Here is a 16,056-nt window from a genome sequence, read left to right on the forward strand (position 1 = left end):
GTCCGCGGTGACGTTGGCCGCTGCGGCCAGCTCTGCCGGCGGGGCGAAACGCCGCTCCTCCTTGAGCAGGTTGGCCAGGCTCTCGTTGCTCAACGCGCACTCCTCATCGAGTCATGATCTGGGGCGATCCCGTGCGTGGGGATTGTCCCGTGTGTCCCAGCGCACAGCTCACCAGGCGAACGGGCCAGTTGACAAGAGGCTCCTTGGAATTGGTGTAGACCTTTGACCGAACATCGAACGATCGACCGCCGATCGGTCGTCGCGTGGGCCGGCGCGGTCGGTCGGTCGGCGAACGACCGACCGCGCGGCCCGCCACCCGGAGGCGGCTGGCCGCGCGGCGGCCGATGGGCCCGTGTCCCGGCCCGCCCGGCGGAGACACGGACCCGGCTCTAGGCGGCCAGCTGAGGGCCCTCCTCGCTGCCGTCGGCCGGAACCCGGCCGTCCTTTCTCACCCGTTCGGCCGAGTCCCCGTCAAGTGGCGCGCCGAGCGGGGCGTCGAACGGTGCGCCGAGCGGGGGGTCGAGCGGAGTGTCGAGCGCGGAGCCGGTACGGGCTTCGGGGTGGGCTTCGCCGCGGGCCTCGACCGGGCTGAACGTCCCGGCAGCGCGGTCCAGGACGTAGGCCTGGGCGGTGGCGAAGTCGAAGTACATCCCGACCAGGCGCAGGCTGCCCTCCTCGACCCGGCGCTCCACCGCCGGATTCGCCATCAGCTGGTCCAGCTGCTGCACCACGTTGGTGATGCAGAGCTGCTCCGCGAGGTCCACCACCGGCCGGTCGGCGAACTCGGCCGGGGCCCGTCGGAGCCGGTCCAGCGAGCCGCGGCCGTTGCGCAGCCAGCGGGCCAGCGGGGTGGGCGACCCGGGGCGCTCGTGCACGCCGTCCAGCAGGGCCTTCATCGCGCCGCAGCCGGAGTGTCCGCAGACCGTGATCGAGCGCACCTCCAGCGCCTCGACCGCGTACTGCACGGCGGCGGCCACCGAGTCGTCGGCCGCACCGGGCTCGAACGGGGCCGGCACCAGGTTGCCCACGTTCCGGACGGTGAAGAGGTCACCCGGCCCGCTGTTGGTGATCATGCTGGTCACCATCCGGGAGTCCGCGCAGGTCAGGAAGAGCTGGGAGGGCGTCTGTCCTTCCCGGGCCAGCCGGGCGAGTTCGGGCCTGATCAGCGGAGCGGTGTGCTGTTGGAACACCCGGACGCCGTCCAGCAGCCGGCCGTGCGGGTCCTCCTGCTGCTCGATGCAGTGGTGGCCGACCCAGGGCGTCCAGGCCCGGCAGCGGTGCGGGCCGGGTGAACTGCCCGCGCGGACGGTGCCGTCGGGGTCGAGCACCTCGTCGTCCTGGCGCCGCGTCACCAGCGCGACCCGCCCGCCCATGGCCTGGTGCCCCGTCCGCCAGTCGTGCAGCGTCTCGTAGGCGGCGTGGTCCAGGAAGGAGCCGTCGTGCACCACGGTGACCTCGGCGCCCGCGGGGATCCCGGCCAGCGCCCGGCTGAGCCGGGGGACGGCGGCGAAGGTGAGCGGACCGTGGGTCTGGACGGTCACCGAGCCGTCGGGGCCGGTCGCGACGTCCACGTGGGCGCGGGTCAGCCGGTACAGCGCGAGCAGGACGGCGGTGGCCGCGCCGAGGCCGACGCCCCACAGCACGCCGAAGGCCACCACGGCGAGCAGGGTGGTCAGGTAGACCGGGAACTCGCGGTGCCGGTGCACGTTGCGGATGTGCGCGAAGCTCACCATCTGCAGCCCGACCACCAGCACCAGCGCGGCCAGGGCGGCCAGCGGGATCCGACGCAGCCCGCCGGTCAGCGCCAGTGCGGCGGCGAGCACCCAGACGCCGTGCAGCACCGAGGCCCACCGGGTCTGCCCGCCGGCCCGGACGTTGGCCGTGCTGCGGACGGCGCCGCCGGCGATCGGCAGTCCGCCGACCAACCCGCTGACCAGGTTGGCGAGGCCCTGCCCGCGCAGCTCGCGATCGAGGTCACCGGTGCGTTGGGACATCCGGTCCACCGCGACGGCGGACAGCAGCGACTCCACGCTCGCGACGGCGGTGACGGTGAGGACGGCGGCGAGCACCCCGGCGAGCGAACCGTGCGGCAGCGCGGGCACGAGCGCGAGCGGCTGCCAGGCGGGCAGTTCGATGTGGGCGAGCTGCAGGTCCAGGGTGAGGGCGAGCACGGTGGCGACGGCCACGGCCGCCAGTGGGCCGGGCACCTTGGCCAGGCGGGCGCCGAACTCGCCCGCGCGGCCCGGGAGTCGGCCGAGCCTGGGCCAGCCCAGCAGGACGGCCACGGTCACCGAGCCGGCCAGCAGCGCGGGTGGGTGCGGACCGGCCAACTGCCCCGGCAGCGCGAGGAGGTTGGCGACCGCGGAGCTCTGCGGTGAGCCGCCGAGGACGACGTGCAGCTGCGCGATGGCGATGGTCAGCCCCACCCCGGCCAGCATGCCGTGCACGATCGCGGGCGAGACCGCGAGTGCTGTCCGGGCCACCCGGCGTGCGCCGAGCAGGAGTTGGAGCAGTCCGGCGGCGAGGGTGATGGCACAGGTGGCCCGCCAGCCGTACTGGGCGATCAGCCCGGCGGTGATCACGGTCAGTGCGGCCGAGGGGCCGCTGACCATGAGCGGGGTGCCGCCGCACAGCCCGACCACGATGCCGCCCACGGCCGCGGCGGCCAGCCCGGCGGTGAGCGGGGCGCCGGTGGCGAGCGCGATGCCGAGCGAGAACGGCACGGCGATCAGGAAGACCACCAGGGAGGCGGAGAGGTCCTGGGCCCAGCGGGCCCTGGGGCCGGGGGTCGGTGGGGCGTGGTCGGTGGTGTCGGAGGCGATGGGGGCACTGGAGATGTCGAGGGTCATGGTCTTCCCGTCTGTCCGGGGGAACGAACGCAGTCAGGTCCGGTGGTGAGTCCGGGGTGGGGCTCCGGGGCGGATCGGCTGTCGTGGGTCGCGACGGTGTGGCGGGATGGCGTGGGCACGGCGGGGAATGCGGGTGTCACCGGCCGGCGTCGACCATCTGAGCCCGCCAGGGGCCAGGGCGAGGTGCGGGATGTCTCGCCGAGGGCCGTCGGGACGGGCCATCAAGACTCGGTAAACCGAGAGTAATGAAAGCTTTGCACAGCGTCGTTCTCGGAGGGAAGCGGAAAATCCCCGGTTCACCCCATTGGGTGGTGTTCGAACCGGCGGGAATCTGCTGGTGGGCGGCTCGGGCGCGTTCGGGAGGGCCTGCCGGCGGGCGGCCGACGGGCGGGGCCGGAACGGGCGAACGGGCCGCGGCGTCCCCCGGGGTGAGGGGGAGGCCGCGGCCCGTCCGGTCGGTGGCGGTGCCGTTCGCGGTGGTGTCAGACGGTGGCTCCGGCCGGGGCGGCCGGTGCGGCGTCGGCCGCGAAGCCGTCCGGGAGCCCGTCCGGGAAGCCGCCCAGGACGAAGCCCTCGTCCACCTGGGTCGCGAGGTCGGTGCCGGCCTTGGCATTGGCCCAACTCTCCGCGTTGCGCCGGTGGAAGAGCACGGCCTGCTCGGTGTAGCGGCGCGCGTCGCGCAGCCCGTACGCCGTCTCGGCCTCGGCCTGCAGCTCCTCCAGGACGGCCCGGTTGGCCGGCTCCAGCGACTTGAGCGGCGGCTCGGCGCCCTGCTCCAGCCGGCGCACCCAGTCCGACTGGCCGAAGGTGGTGAGCAGGTCGTCGCCGACCTCGCGGCGCAGGAACGCCAGGTCGTCCGGGCCCTGCACCTTGTTGCCGACCACCCGCAGCTGCACGCCGAAGTCCCGGGCGTAGTCCTTGTACTGGCGGTAGACCGAGACGCCCTTGCGGGTCGGCTCGGCCACCAGGAAGGTCAGGTCGAAGCGGGTGAACAGCCCGGAGGCGAAGGAGTCCGAACCGGCCGTCATGTCGGTGACCAGGTACTCGTCCGGGCCGTCCAGCAGGTGGTTGAGCAGCAGTTCCACCGCGCCGACCTTGGAGTGGTAGCAGGCCACCCCGAGGTCCTCCTCGGTGAACGCGCCGGTCGCCAGCAGTCGGACCGAGCCCTCGTCGAGCGCGATCGGGCGGGCGCAGGCGGCGTAGACCGGGTTCTCCTCGACGATCCGCAGCAGGCGCGAACCGCGCCCGGGCGGCGTGGTCTTGATCATCTCGTCGGCGGAGCGGATCAGCGGGTTGCTGCCCCGCAGGTACTCCTTGATCTCCGGCAGGTGCGCGCCGAGCGAGGGCAGGTCGGCCGCCTGGGCGTCCGTCAGGCCGAGGGCGGGGCCGAGGTGCTGGTTGATGTCGGCGTCGACGGCGATCACCGGTCGGCCGATGGCGGCCAGGTGGCGGATGAACAGTGCGGACAGCGTGGTCTTCCCGCTGCCGCCCTTGCCGACGAAGGCGATCTTCATCTGGGGCTCCGGCTCTCGCTCTGGGCCCTGGGGGCGGGCCGCGTGCTCTGGGGCGCGCGTGAGGGAGCGCGCTCTAACTGGAAATCGTTATCGTCTCCGATAGTGGCCATGCTAGCCGGGGTTTGGGGTCCGCCGGGGGAGGGAAGTGAGGATTGCCTCTAACGGGTGATGCGGGGTTGCTGTTCCGGGAGGGGCCGCCCGTTCATTACTCTCGGGTAGGTGAGCACTGGAACAGATCCCCTCGCCCCGTTGGCCCAGCTCCCCGGGGTGCCCGACGCCGTGGCCGAGGTGCGCAAGGCCGTCGACCGGCTCTACGGCCACCGGGTGATGCGTCGCCGCGCGACCGAGGTCACCTCCGAGTCCGCGCTGCGCGGCGCCCGCGCGTCGGCGGCCGTGGCCGGGGCGGACTGGCCGCTGGAGGAGGTCCGGCGCCGCACCGACTTCGGCGCGGACGCCGAGGCCCGTACCGTCGGCGCGGCGCTGCGGATCGCCGCCGAGGCCGGCCAGCTGCTCAGCATCTGGCGGCACTCGCCGCTGCAGGTGCTGGCCCGGCTGCACCTGCTCGCGGTCGGCGACGCCGACCCGGCGGCCGGTCGGCCGCGCCGCGCGGGGGAGGGCGCCGAGGAGCTGTTCCCGCTGGAGCTGCAGCCGGTGGAGAGCGTCGAGGTCGAGGCCGCGGTCGGTCCGCTGCCGGTACTGCCGCCCGCGCCGGACGCGGAGGAGGTCGCGGCCCGGCTGGACCAGCTCTCCCGGCTGCTGGTGGCCCGTGCGGAGGGGCAGGGCGTGGGCACGCCGGCCCTGGTGGTCGCCTCGGTGGTGCACGGCGAGCTGCTCGCCCTGCGGCCGTTCGGCGCCCACAACGGGCTGATCGCGCGGGCCGCCCAGCGGATCGTGCTGATCGCCGAGGGCCTCGACCCGAAGTCGATCTGCCCTGCCGAGGTCGGCCTGGCCGAGCTGGGCACCGACACCTACCGGCGCGCCCTCGCGGGCTACCTGGCGGGCACGCCCGAGGGCATGGCGGCCTGGATCGCCCATTGCGGGCGGGCGCTGCGGCTGGGCGTGCGGGAGAGCACGGCGGTCTGCGAGGCGATGCAGCGCGGCATGGCCTGAGCGGCCCCGGGGTGGGGTGACTCCCGGCGCGCTGCGGACATGAAGATGCGGCGGCACCTGATCCTGCTGGGTGCCGCCGCTGGTGCAGATACCGGGTGACCAAGCATGCACCGGAAGTGCCGATCAGACGGGGATCCTGCCCGTTCGTCTGGTCCGGCGGCCCGACAGCGGGTCGGCTGCATGTGGGTGCTCGGATATCTGTACGTGCGGTCCGTGGGGCCTGAACTGCGTTGTCGGTTTGACCTCTTCGGGTCCTGACCGGGTCTCGCGGGCCGTGCTTCCTTTGTATCGCGTTTCGGTCGAAAGGGGAACCCGAAAAGGGAAGTCTGTGTCGATCTGCCCGTTTTGCTGGCGTTCGCGGGCCTCAGGGCCTCCCCGAGGACACCTGTGAGGGCTCCGGCGGGCGCCGGCGGGCCCCGGCGAGGGCTTCAGGCGGTGGGGCGGCGCCGACGGGCCAGGTACCAGACGATTCCGGCGGTCACCGCGGCCGTCCCGGCCGCCACGGCGGTCAGCACCGAACCGCTCGGCGCGGAGAACTCCGGCAGCCGCCGTCGCAGTTGCACCGGGCGGTCGAAGACCAGCACCGGCCACTCCCGGGCCTGCGCCTCCTTGCGCAGCGCGCGGTCGGGGTTGACGGCCGACGGGTGGCCGACCGCCTCCAGTAGCGGCAGATCGGTCGAGGAGTCGCTGTAGGCGTAGGACGCGGCCAGGTCGTAGCCCTCAGTCCCGGCCAACTCCCGGATCGCGGCGGCCTTGTTCTCCGCGTAGGCGTAGTACTCGATCTCGCCGGTGTAGCAGCCGCCCTCGACCTTGAGCCGGGTGGCGATCACGTGGTCCGCGCCCAGCAGTTCGCCGATCGGCTCGACCACCTCGGAGCCCGAGCTGCTGACGATCACCACGTCCCGGCCGGCCGCGTGGTGCTGTTCGATCAGCGAGGCGGCCTCGTCGTAGATGATCGGGTCGATCAGGTTGTGCAGGGTCTCGGCGACGATCTCGCGGACCTGCTGGACGTTCCAGCCCCGGGTGAGCGCGGAGAGGTACTCGCGCATCTTCTCCATCTGGTCGTGGTCCGCACCGCCGACCAGGAAGACGAACTGGGCGTACGCGCTGCGCAGCACGGCCCGACGGTTGATCAGGCCGCCCTGGTAGAAGGGCCGGCTGAAAGCGAGGGCGCTCGACTTGGCGATGATGGTCTTGTCGAGGTCGAAGAAGGCGGCCGTCCGCAGTCCGTTCGGCCGGGGGCGGGCGGGTGCGCTCGGCTCCTCGGGCCCGGTGGGGTCGCCCTGGGACTCGTCGGCGTGGTCGTCGGCGTTCGCGGTGGTGTCCACGGGAACCGAGGATAGAGGGAGCCACAAAACACCCCGCCATTCGGCGTACTCGTGGGCGTGCGGGTTTGTGTTTCTGGCCGCTCGGGTACACCATGGAAGTCACGGATCGTTCGCGACCGTGCTAACCCGGTCCGGCTCCTCCCCCCCGAGTCGGGCTGTGGATAGACGACCCCCGCTCTCCCCCCCGGCGGGGGTCGTCGCACGTCCGGGGCCATTTTCAGGGCTTGAAGGCCCTTCGCGCAGGCTTCGGCGCGGGCTTCCTCGGGGTGTACAGGTGGTGTCGACGGCTCGGTCCGTCCACCACCTTTCGTCACTCTGCGTCGCCGTTTGCTCATGACTCGCACGATGCGCACGGCTGGTTCCGATCGGCTCCGCACGGCCGCCCCGGAGGGGTGCGCGGGGGGCGGTGAGCCGGCCCCGGGAAGGCGGTCGACGGGGGGTCGGCGGACGCCCGGTTCATCTCGGTGACCCCCTTTCGTCAATTCTTCGCCGATTAGCCCCCCGCCCGAGTGAACGTTTTCATCCACAACCCCCGAGTTATCCACAGGCAATCGGAACGTGGATGACGGAATCCGGATCTCCCCCCACCGTGATGGTCGGCGGCGGTCGCCGGGCAGGGCCTCACCCCCTTCCTCTCCCAGAGGCCTGCTCGGCGGCCGTCCGCCGGAACCGTCCGACGCGCGCCGCGACCGCCCCTGGTGGCCGCCGGCGCAGAGGGGAGAACACCATGTCGACGCCGATCGCCGACCAGGTCACCGCCGAAGGCCCCGCGGCCACCGGGCCGCTCGTCGTCACCGGGGACGACGACCTGGCCGAGCACCTGCTGCGGGTCTGCGCGGCAGCGGGCACCGAGCCCCGGCTGATCAGGGGCGCGCCGCCGCCGCGCGAGCTGTGGGAGGCCGCCCCCCTGGTCCTGGTCGGCGACGACCAGGCGGAGCGCTGCGCCGGGCTGGGCAGGCGCGGCGGGGTGCTGCTGCTCGGGCTGGACCTCGACGACCCCGGGGTGTGGGTCAGAGCCGTCCAACTCGGCGCCGAACACGTGCTGTTCCTGCCCGACGCCGAAGCCTGGCTGCTGGACCGGATCGCGGACGCGGCCGAGGGCGTCGGCTCCCCGGCGGTCACCGTCGCCGTGCTCGGCGGCCGGGGCGGCGCCGGGGCCTCGACGCTGGCCTGCGCCCTCGCGGTCACGGCCGCGCGGACGGGGCGGCGGACCATGCTCCTCGACGGCGATCCGCTGGGCGGGGGTCTGGACATCCTGCTCGGCGGCGAGACGGCCCGCGGGCTGCGCTGGCCCGACCTGGCCGGATCGCGCGGGCGGGTCAGCGGGGCCGAGCTGGCCAGGTCGCTGCCGGCCCTCAAACGGCTCTCCGCGCTGTCCTGCCTGTCCTGGGACCGCGGCGACACCCTGACCGTCCCGCCCGCCGCCATGCGCAGCGTGCTGGCGGCCTCCCGGCGGCGCGGCGGGCTGGTGGTCGTCGACGTGCCGCGCCATCTCGACCCGGCCGCCGGGCAGGCGCTGGAGCAGTCCGACCTGGCGCTGCTGGTCGTCCCGGCCGAGCTGCGCGCGGTGGCGGCCGCCGACCGGGTCGCGGCGGCGGCCCGGATGCGGCTCGGGGACGTCCGGGCCGTGGTGCGGCCGGTGCGGGCCGGCGGGCTCCCGGCCCACCGGATCGCCCGCGGGCTGCGGCTGGAGCTGGCGGGGGAGCTGGAACCGGAGCCGGGTCTGGCCGAGGACGTCGAGAAGGGCGTCCCGCCCGGCACGCGGGACGGCGGCCCGCTCGCGCGCTTCTGCGCGAGCTTCCTGAACGAGGTGCTGCCGCCGGTGTCGGCGGTCGGAGGAGGTGCGTACTGATGGTCCGTCTGCGCAGGAGCAGGACAGGAATGCGGGGCGGCGCCCCGGCCCTGGGCGACGGTGCGCGGGAGCACCGGCCGCTGCGGAGCGTGCCGCCGCCCGGAGGGCCCTCCCAGGCCGAGCACGGGCCCTGCCCGTACGGCCGGACGGCCCGCGAGGAGCGGGCGGCGGAGCTGGTGGACGCGGTACGGCTGCGGCTGGCCGAGTCCGGGGCCGCCCCGACGGCGGGCACGGTCGCGGCCGTGCTGCGGGCCACCCGGCCGCCGCTCGGCGGGGACGAAGTGCTGGACACCGTGCGCTCGCTGCGCGCCGAACTGGTGGGTGCGGGCCCGCTGGAGCGGCTGCTGGCGGCGCCCGACGTCACGGACGTGCTGGTGAACGGTCCGGACGAGGTGTGGGTCGACCGTGGCGGCGGCCTGCACCGAGCCACCGGGGTCCGGTTCGCCGACGCAGAGGCGGTACGGCGGCTGGCCCACCGGCTGGCCACCGCGGCCGGGCGGCGCCTGGACGACGCCCGGCCCTGGGTGGACGCCCGGCTGCCGGACGGCACCAGGCTGCACGCGGTGCTGCCGCCGATCGCGGCCGGCTGCACCCACATCTCGCTGCGGGTGTGGCGGCCCCGGCCGTTCACGCTGGACGAGTTGGTGGCGGGCGGTGCGCTGCCGCCGGAGGGCGCCGAGCTGTTGGCCGGCATCGTGCGGGCCCGATTGTCGCTGCTGGTCTCCGGCGGGACGGGCTCGGGCAAGACGACCTTGCTCGCGGCCTTGCTCGGCCTGGTCGGGCCGGACGAAAGGATCGTGGTCGCCGAGGACTCCGCCGAGTTGCGACCGGCCCACCCGCACGTGGTCCGTCTGCAGAGCCGGCCGCCGAACCAGGAGGGGCTGGGCGAGTTCACCCTGCGGGACCTCGTCCGGCAGGCGCTGCGGATGCGGCCGGACCGGCTGGTGATCGGCGAGGTGCGCGGGGCCGAGGTGTCGGACCTGCTGGCCGCGCTCAACACCGGGCACGAGGGCGGTTCAGGCACCGTCCACGCCAACACGGCGGCGGACGTGCCGGTCCGCTTGGAGGCACTGGGCTCGCTCGCCGGGCTCGACCGGCCGGCCCTGCACAGCCAACTGCGGGCCGCGCTGGACGTGGTGGTGCACCTGGTCCGGGATCCGGGCTCGGGGCGGCGCCGGGTGGCGGAGATCCACACGCTGGCCGGGGACCGCGACGGGCTGGCCGTGACCACTCCGGCGGTCGAGTTCCCGGCAGCGGGTGGGCTGGTGCCCGGAGCGGGCTGGGAACGGCTGGTCGGGCTGCTGGCCGCACGCGGGGTGCGGCTCGGGGCGGGGGCGTCATGAGTGCGGCGGTGAGGTCCGTGGCGGCGCCGGTGGTGGCGACAGCGGCGGTGACAGCGGCGGTGACAGCGGCGGTGCGGGCGCAGGCGTCGGGGCCGATGGCAGCGGCGGGCCGGGCGGCACGGGAGCTGCGGCTGGTGGAGATCGGGTTCGTGCTGTTCCTGGCCGCGTGCGCCACGGGTGCCCTGGTGCTGCTCGGGGCGTCGGGCCGGTCGGGACGGCGGGGAGGAGGTGGCTGACATGACGCGTGATCAACTCACACTCTGCTGGGTGACGGTGCTGTGCCTGCTGGCCGTCGCGGCGTGGCGGACGGTTCAGGAACAGCTGCCCGGTGGGCGGCGCTCCAGGCTGGTGCTGGCGGGCAGCGGGCCCCCGGTGCGTGCGCCCGGCCCGGAGGCGGCGCACTGGGCGAAAGGCCGACTGCCCGGGCTGCTGGCGCCCGAACTGCTGGTGCTGCCGGCCGGTTTGGTCCTCGGGCAGGTGACTGCCTCGCCGGTGCCGGTGCTCGCGGGCGTACTGGCCTTCCTTCCGCTGCGGAGGTGGCGGCTACGACGGCGCCTGGCGGTGGAGGCCGGGCAGCGGGCCGCCGCCGTGGTGGAGCTCTGCGCCGCGCTGGCCGGGGAGTTGCGCAGCGGCGCGACGCCGGAGCAGGCGCTGCACCTGGTCACCGCGCGGCTGGCCGCGGACCCGGACGGGCTGCGCAGGCTCGGTGCGGAGCCGGTGGCCCGGTTGGCGGCGGGCCGCTACGGCGGGGACGTTCCCGCCGCGCTCCAGCTGCTCGCCGAACTGCCCGGCGGCAGCGGGGCGGCGGCGATCGGGGCCTGCTGGCGGGTCGCCTCCGACGGAGGGTCGGGGTTGGCCGCCGCGTTGGACCGGGTCGCGGAGGCGCTGCGCGGCGAGCGGGCGTTGGCGGAGGAGATCGCCGGGGAGCTGGCCGGACCGCGGGCGACGATCGCGGTCCTGGCCGCCCTGCCGGGCGCGGGGCTCCTCCTGGGCGGTGCGCTCGGGGCCCGCCCGGTGGAGGTCCTGCTGCACACCCCGGCCGGGCTCGGCTGCCTCGGGGCGGGAGCGGTGCTGGAGGGGCTGGGGGTGCTCTGGACGGCCCGCATCGTCCGGGCGGCGGCCCGGGGCGCGCTGGAGGCCCCCCGGGGCGTAGCGAGCCGCCCTCGGGCGGCGGGCCCGGGGGGAGGTCGGGGCGGGCGGCGCGCGTTCCTCCGGGCCGGGGCGCTCGGTGCCGGAGCGGGGGCGGGGTGATGAGGCTCGTCGGGTGGGTGCCGGTCGGGCTTCCGGTGGTGGTGGTCGTGGTCGTGGTGGTGGTGGTGGCTGCGGCCCGGGCGGTCCGGCGCAGGACCGGGTGGAGGGCCGGGCGGAGGGCGTTCGGCTGGGAACGGGAACGGGAGGAGGCACGGAGACGAACGGGGCCGGGGGCAGCGGGTGTTGGGCCCTGTCGGCGAGTGGCAATGGCGGTCGCCGCGGGGTTGTCGGTGGCGGTGCTGCTCGGAAGCGGCCTCGGGGTGGTGGCCGGGGTGCTGGCGACGGTGGGTGTCCACCGGTGGTCGGCCCGGGCCCGGTCGCCGACGGATCGCCGGGCGGCACTGGAGGAGGCGCTGCTGCTCAGGCAACTCCCGCTGGGGGCAGAGCTGTTGGCGGCCTGCCTCGGGTCGGCGGCGCTGCCCTCGGCAGCGGTGGCGGCGGTGGGCCGGAGCGTGGGCGCGCCGTTGGGGCCGAGCTTGGTGGCGATCGGGACCGAACTGGCCCTGGGCGCACCTCCGGAGCTGTGTTGGACCAGGTTGGGCGAACAGCACCCCTCGTTGGCGTCGTTGGCGCGTTGCCTGATCCGGACGAGCCTCGGCGGAGCCCCCGCGGCCGATCCGCTGATCGCGCTGGCCCAGGAGCAGCGGACCGCCGCCGCCCGCGCGGCCCACGCCCGGGTTCGCCGGGCCGCGGTGCTCGCCACCGCGCCGCTCGGGCTCTGCTTCCTCCCGGCCTTCGTCCTGATCGGAGTGGTGCCGGTGGTGATCGGCCTCACCAGCCGTTTTGCCCAAGCGATGTGAGTGGGTGTCGGGCCTGGTCCGGGTCGATCGGGCCGGGGCCGACGGGAGAGACCGGAAACGAATCCAGACAGGAGAGATCTGATGACTGCAGTCTTCGCGATCAGGCCCGGCATCGGGCGTCCGTTCCAGCATCTGCCGGGAGCGTGGCGGCGGAGGAGCCGTGGGGCCGCCGGCCGAGTGCGCAGGGTGGTTCGGCACCGCGGCCGTTCGGACGCCGGGATGACCACGGCCGAATACGCCGTCGGAACGCTGGGCGCGTGCGCCCTCGCCGCCGGGCTGTACAAGGTGGTGACCAGCGCGGCCATCAACGGGGCGCTGACCGAGATGCTCGAACGGGCACTCCGTGCGGCGTAGCGCCCGTCTGCCAGGCACCGTCCCGTGGGCTTCGGACGAGCCCGCTCCTCGCGAGGCGGGCGGGAGCCCCGGGGCGGGGCCCGGCAGGTCGCCACGGGCCCGGCGGCGGCCGTGGCGGGTGCGGCGCGGGGACGCGGGCTTCGTCACGGCGGAGACGGCGGTGGTGCTGCCCGCACTCGTCCTGCTCGCGGCCATGCTGATCTGGGGCGTGCTCGCGGCGGCCGCGCAGATCACCTGCGTGGACGCGGCGCGGATCGGCGCCAGGGCCGCCGCCCGAGGGGAGGCGGACGCCGCCGGACTCGCCCGCGCGGCGGCCCCGCCGGGAGCGCGGGTCCGGGTGGCGGTCGCGGCGGACACGGTGCGGGTCGACGTGGACGCCCCGTGCGCGGCTCCGGGCAGGCTCGCCGGGCTGCTCGCGGTCCGGGTCGGCGCGGTGGCGGTGGCCGCACGGGAGGACGTGCTGGGCGGCACTGCGGAAGGAGTCGCAGGAAGGTCTTCGGAAAGGTCTGCGGAAAGGTCTTCGGAGGGAGGTGGAGGTCCGTGGCCCGTCTGACCGGCCGCCGGTGGGCGGCGGAGCGGCTGGCGCGCGTCCGGACCGCTCGGGCGGCCGCGCCCGGCAGGCACGGGTACGGGGCGGACGCGGGCTCGGCGACGGTCTGGTTGCTCGCCCTGGCGATGCTGGGCACGGCGGTCTTCGCGGCGACGATCGCGGTCGGTGCGGTGGTGGCCGCCCGGCACCGGGCCGAGTCGGCCGCGGACCTGGCGGCCCTCGCGGCCGCCGACCGGCTGCTGCTCGACCCGGACGGCGGCTGCGCCCGGGCCGTCGGGATCGCGGCGGCGCAGGGTGCCGTGGTGGTGTCCTGCGCGGTGGACCGCTCGGAAGATGCCGTCGAGGTGGTGGCCCTGGTGCCGGTCGGCGGACTCCCGGGCCGGCTGCCGGTCGGTCCGGCGCGGGCGCGGTCCAGGGCCGGACCGGTCCGGGCTCCGGTCACCGCCGCCGAGGAAGGTCTCGGCGAGGCGCACAGCGGCGCGGGAGGGACGAGCAGCCCGGGCGTGGCGGGCGGTGCGCCGACGGCCTCCGGTGAGGGGGTGGGCTCATGAGTCGGCCGGGGTGCCGCCGTCCGGGTCCGCGCCCGCCGCCGCTCCGGGCGCCCCGGCCAGCAGGACGTCCAGCAGCCGTACGGCGGCGGCCTTGTCCAGCGGGTCGTTCCCGTTGCCGCACTTGGGCGACTGGACGCACGACGGGCAGCCGCGCTCGCACTCGCAGGAGGCGATCGCCGCGCGGGTGGCGGTCAGCCACTCGACGGCCCGCTGGAAGCCGCGTTCGGCGAAGCCGGCCCCGCCCGGGTGGCCGTCGTAGACGAACACCGTGGGCAGCCCGGTGTCGGGGTGCAGCGGGACGGAGACGCCGCCGATGTCCCACCGGTCGCAGGTGGCGAACAGCGGCAGCAGGCCGATCGAGGCGTGCTCGGCCGCGTGGGCGGCGCCGGGCAGCCGGTCGAGCGGGAGGTCGGCGTCCAGCAGCTGGTCCTCGGTGACGGACCACCAGACGGCACGGGTGCGCAGGGTGCGGGGCGGGAGGTCGAGCTTGCTCTCGCCCATGATCTCCCCGGTGGAGATCCGCTTCCGGAGGTAGCCGACCACCTGGTTGACCACCTCCACCGAGCCGAAGCTGAGCCGGCCCTCGCCCCAGTGGACGGTGGTGTCGGTGTCGAGGACGGAGATGGAGGTGATGTCACGGGCGGCCGTGGTGTACGGCGGGTCGGCCGGTTCGACCAGGGCGACCGAGTCCTCCAGGTCGAGCTCCCGGACCAGGTAGGTGCGGCCCTGGTGCAGGTGGACGGCCCCGGTGTGGACGGTGGTGTGGGCGGCCGCCGCGTCGACCGTGCCGAGCAGCCGGCCGGTGTCGGCCTCGACGATCTGCACCGGGCTGCCGCCGCTGCCGCGCAGGTCGACGGCGTCGGCGGCGCGCTCCCGGCGGGTCCAGTACCAGGAGCCGTCGGAGCGCCGGCGCAGCAGGCCGCGTCGCTCCAGCACCGGCAGCAGCGGTGCGGTGGACGGGCCGAACAGCTCCAGGTCGGCGTCGGTGAGCGGGAGTTCGGCGGCGGCCGCGCACAGGTGCGGGGCGAGCACGTGCGGGTTGTCGGGGTCGAGCACGGTGGCCTCGACGGGCGTCGCGAACAGCGCCTCCGGGTGGTGCACCAGGTAGGTGTCCAGCGGGTCGTCCCGGGCGATCAGGATGGCCAGCGCGCCCTGGGCCTCCCGGCCGGCCCGGCCGGCCTGCTGCCAGAGCGAGGCCCGGGTGCCGGGGTAACCGGCCATCAGGACGGCGTCGAGGCCGGAGACGTCGACGCCGAGTTCGAGGGCGGAGGTGGAGGCGAGTCCGAGCAGCCGGCCGGAGTGCAGGTCGCGCTCCAGGGCCCGGCGTTCGTCGGCGAGGTAGCCGCCGCGGTAGGCGGCCACCCGGTCGGCGAGCGGTCGGCCGAGCTGGTCCTGGGTCTGCAGGGCGACGAGTTCGGCGGCCCGCCGGGAGCGGACGAACACGACGGTCCGGGTCTGCCGTTCGACCAGGTCGGTCAGCAGGTACGCGGCCTCGGCGGTGGCGGTGCGGCGTACCGGGGCGCCGTGCTCGCCGACGTTCTCGGTCAGCGGCGGCTCCCAGAGGCCGAAGACCATCGGCCCGCGCGGCGAGGTGTCCTCGGTGACGGCCATGGCGGGCAGGCCGGTCAGCCGCCGGGCGGTGACGGCCGGTTCGGCGGTGGTGGCGGAGGCGAGCAGGAAGGTGGGTGACGAACCGTAGCGGGCGCAGATGCGGCGCAGCCGCCGCAGCACCTGGGCGACGTGCGAGCCGAAGACGCCCCGGTAGCTGTGGCACTCGTCGACGACCACGTAGCGCAGCACCTTGAGGAAGGAGGACCAGCGGGCGTGCGCGGGCAGGATGCCCCGGTGCAGCATGTCCGGGTTGGTGAGCACGTAGGAGGCGTACTGGCGGACCCACTCGCGCTCCTCGAACGGGGTGTCGCCGTCGTAGAGCGCGGCCCGGACCCGTGGCGGGGCGAGTTCGGCGGCGCGGCGGCGCTGGTCGGCGGCGAGGGCCTTGGTCGGGGCCAGGTAGAGCGCGGTGGCGCCGCGGCCGTTGCGGGCCTCGGTGCCGTCCAGCAGGTCGCTGAGGACCGGCGCCAGGTACCCCAGCGACTTGCCCGAGGCGGTGCCTGTGGCGATCACCACAGTCTGGCCGCTTTTGGCCAGGTTCATCGCTTCTGCCTGGTGCGCCCAGGGCTGTTCCACTCCGACGTCCAGGGCCGCGGCGACGATCTCCGGTCGGATCGAGTCGGGCCACGGCGAATAACGCGCGGGTCGGGCGGGAAGGTGCTCCGTATGGGTGAGCCGATCGGCCCGCCCCCGACTGGTGGACAGGGTCGCGAGCAGTGCCTCGGGCAGGCTGTGTCGGGGCGGCATGAGGACCCAGTGTGTCACCGGCGTGACGGAGAATCGTCGTAAGCCATCGTGCGGGCATGGTCGCAGGTGGTTGAATGTGGCCGTGACGGCCGTATGGCCGTGGGTCGCAGCGCTGAGGCTTGCCACGCGTTGGCTTGGCGCGTCCGGGCTCGCGACCATGCGGTGGCGGCCGTCCGGCCGAGGATCGCACATGACG

13 protein-coding genes are annotated in these 16,056 nt (G+C 75.1%); 9 read left to right on the plus strand and 4 right to left on the minus strand.

Annotated elements, in window-relative coordinates:
* Positions 1 to 389: 389 nt before the first annotated feature.
* On the minus strand, positions 390 to 2,849 hold the full coding sequence (locus tag ACFVXG_RS25265; RefSeq protein ID WP_387930690.1) for a SulP family inorganic anion transporter: 2,460 nt from the start codon (positions 2,847 to 2,849) through the stop codon (positions 390 to 392).
* A gap of 482 nt (positions 2,850 to 3,331) precedes the next feature.
* A complete protein-coding gene (locus ACFVXG_RS25270; protein ID WP_387930691.1) occupies positions 3,332 to 4,363 on the minus strand; it encodes an ATP-binding protein in 1,032 nt (343 codons plus the stop codon).
* A gap of 219 nt (positions 4,364 to 4,582) precedes the next feature.
* Here ACFVXG_RS25270 and ACFVXG_RS25275 point away from each other — a divergent pair, with 219 nt between their 5' ends.
* Positions 4,583 to 5,473, plus strand: a complete 891-nt coding sequence (locus tag ACFVXG_RS25275) for an oxidoreductase (RefSeq protein ID WP_387930692.1) — start codon at positions 4,583 to 4,585, stop codon at positions 5,471 to 5,473.
* Between the two features lie 428 nt (positions 5,474 to 5,901).
* On the opposite strand, the gene ACFVXG_RS25280 is transcribed toward ACFVXG_RS25275, so the two are convergent.
* Positions 5,902 to 6,699 (minus strand): HAD family hydrolase, encoded by a 798-nt coding sequence (locus tag ACFVXG_RS25280; protein ID WP_387930835.1) that lies wholly within the window; start codon positions 6,697 to 6,699, stop codon positions 5,902 to 5,904.
* A gap of 829 nt (positions 6,700 to 7,528) precedes the next feature.
* Here ACFVXG_RS25280 and ssd point away from each other — a divergent pair.
* The 8 genes from ssd (at position 7,529) to ACFVXG_RS25320 (ending at position 13,502) form a co-directional block, all read left to right on the plus strand.
* A complete protein-coding gene (gene ssd, locus ACFVXG_RS25285) occupies positions 7,529 to 8,653 on the plus strand; it encodes a septum site-determining protein Ssd (protein ID WP_387930693.1) in 1,125 nt (374 codons plus the stop codon).
* Positions 8,653 to 9,996: a TadA family conjugal transfer-associated ATPase gene (locus ACFVXG_RS25290; protein ID WP_387930694.1), complete on the plus strand. Its 1,344-nt coding sequence runs from the start codon at positions 8,653 to 8,655 to the stop codon at positions 9,994 to 9,996. The genes ssd and ACFVXG_RS25290 overlap by 1 nt, the downstream gene beginning before the upstream one ends.
* A gap of 8 nt (positions 9,997 to 10,004) precedes the next feature.
* Positions 10,005 to 10,232 (plus strand): hypothetical protein, encoded by a 228-nt coding sequence (locus ACFVXG_RS25295; protein WP_387930695.1) that lies wholly within the window; start codon positions 10,005 to 10,007, stop codon positions 10,230 to 10,232.
* A 1-nt stretch (position 10,233) separates the two neighbouring features.
* The gene (locus ACFVXG_RS25300; RefSeq protein ID WP_387930696.1) at positions 10,234 to 11,247 is read left to right on the plus strand and encodes a type II secretion system F family protein; all 1,014 of its coding nucleotides are present in this window, start codon (positions 10,234 to 10,236) and stop codon (positions 11,245 to 11,247) included.
* Between the two features lie 206 nt (positions 11,248 to 11,453).
* Positions 11,454 to 12,047 (plus strand): type II secretion system F family protein, encoded by a 594-nt coding sequence (locus ACFVXG_RS25305; RefSeq protein ID WP_387930697.1) that lies wholly within the window; start codon positions 11,454 to 11,456, stop codon positions 12,045 to 12,047.
* A gap of 81 nt (positions 12,048 to 12,128) precedes the next feature.
* Entirely contained in the window at positions 12,129 to 12,401 is a 273-nt protein-coding gene (locus ACFVXG_RS25310; RefSeq protein ID WP_387930698.1) for a DUF4244 domain-containing protein, read from the plus strand.
* 118 nt (positions 12,402 to 12,519) lie between these two features.
* A complete protein-coding gene (locus tag ACFVXG_RS25315; RefSeq protein ID WP_387930699.1) occupies positions 12,520 to 12,954 on the plus strand; it encodes a TadE family type IV pilus minor pilin in 435 nt (144 codons plus the stop codon).
* Entirely contained in the window at positions 12,942 to 13,502 is a 561-nt protein-coding gene (locus ACFVXG_RS25320; RefSeq protein WP_387930700.1) for an Rv3654c family TadE-like protein, read from the plus strand. Before ACFVXG_RS25315 ends, ACFVXG_RS25320 begins: the two co-directional genes overlap by 13 nt.
* On the opposite strand, the gene ACFVXG_RS25325 is transcribed toward ACFVXG_RS25320, so the two are convergent.
* The gene (locus ACFVXG_RS25325) at positions 13,497 to 15,860 is read right to left on the minus strand and encodes a DEAD/DEAH box helicase (RefSeq protein ID WP_387930701.1); all 2,364 of its coding nucleotides are present in this window, start codon (positions 15,858 to 15,860) and stop codon (positions 13,497 to 13,499) included. The two genes, ACFVXG_RS25320 and ACFVXG_RS25325, sit on opposite strands and share 6 nt — an antisense overlap.
* Positions 15,861 to 16,056: the final 196 nt, after the last annotated feature.

Source organism: Kitasatospora sp. NPDC058162 (assembly GCF_042884005.1).
In the GTDB taxonomy this organism is placed as follows: domain Bacteria; phylum Actinomycetota; class Actinomycetes; order Streptomycetales; family Streptomycetaceae; genus Kitasatospora.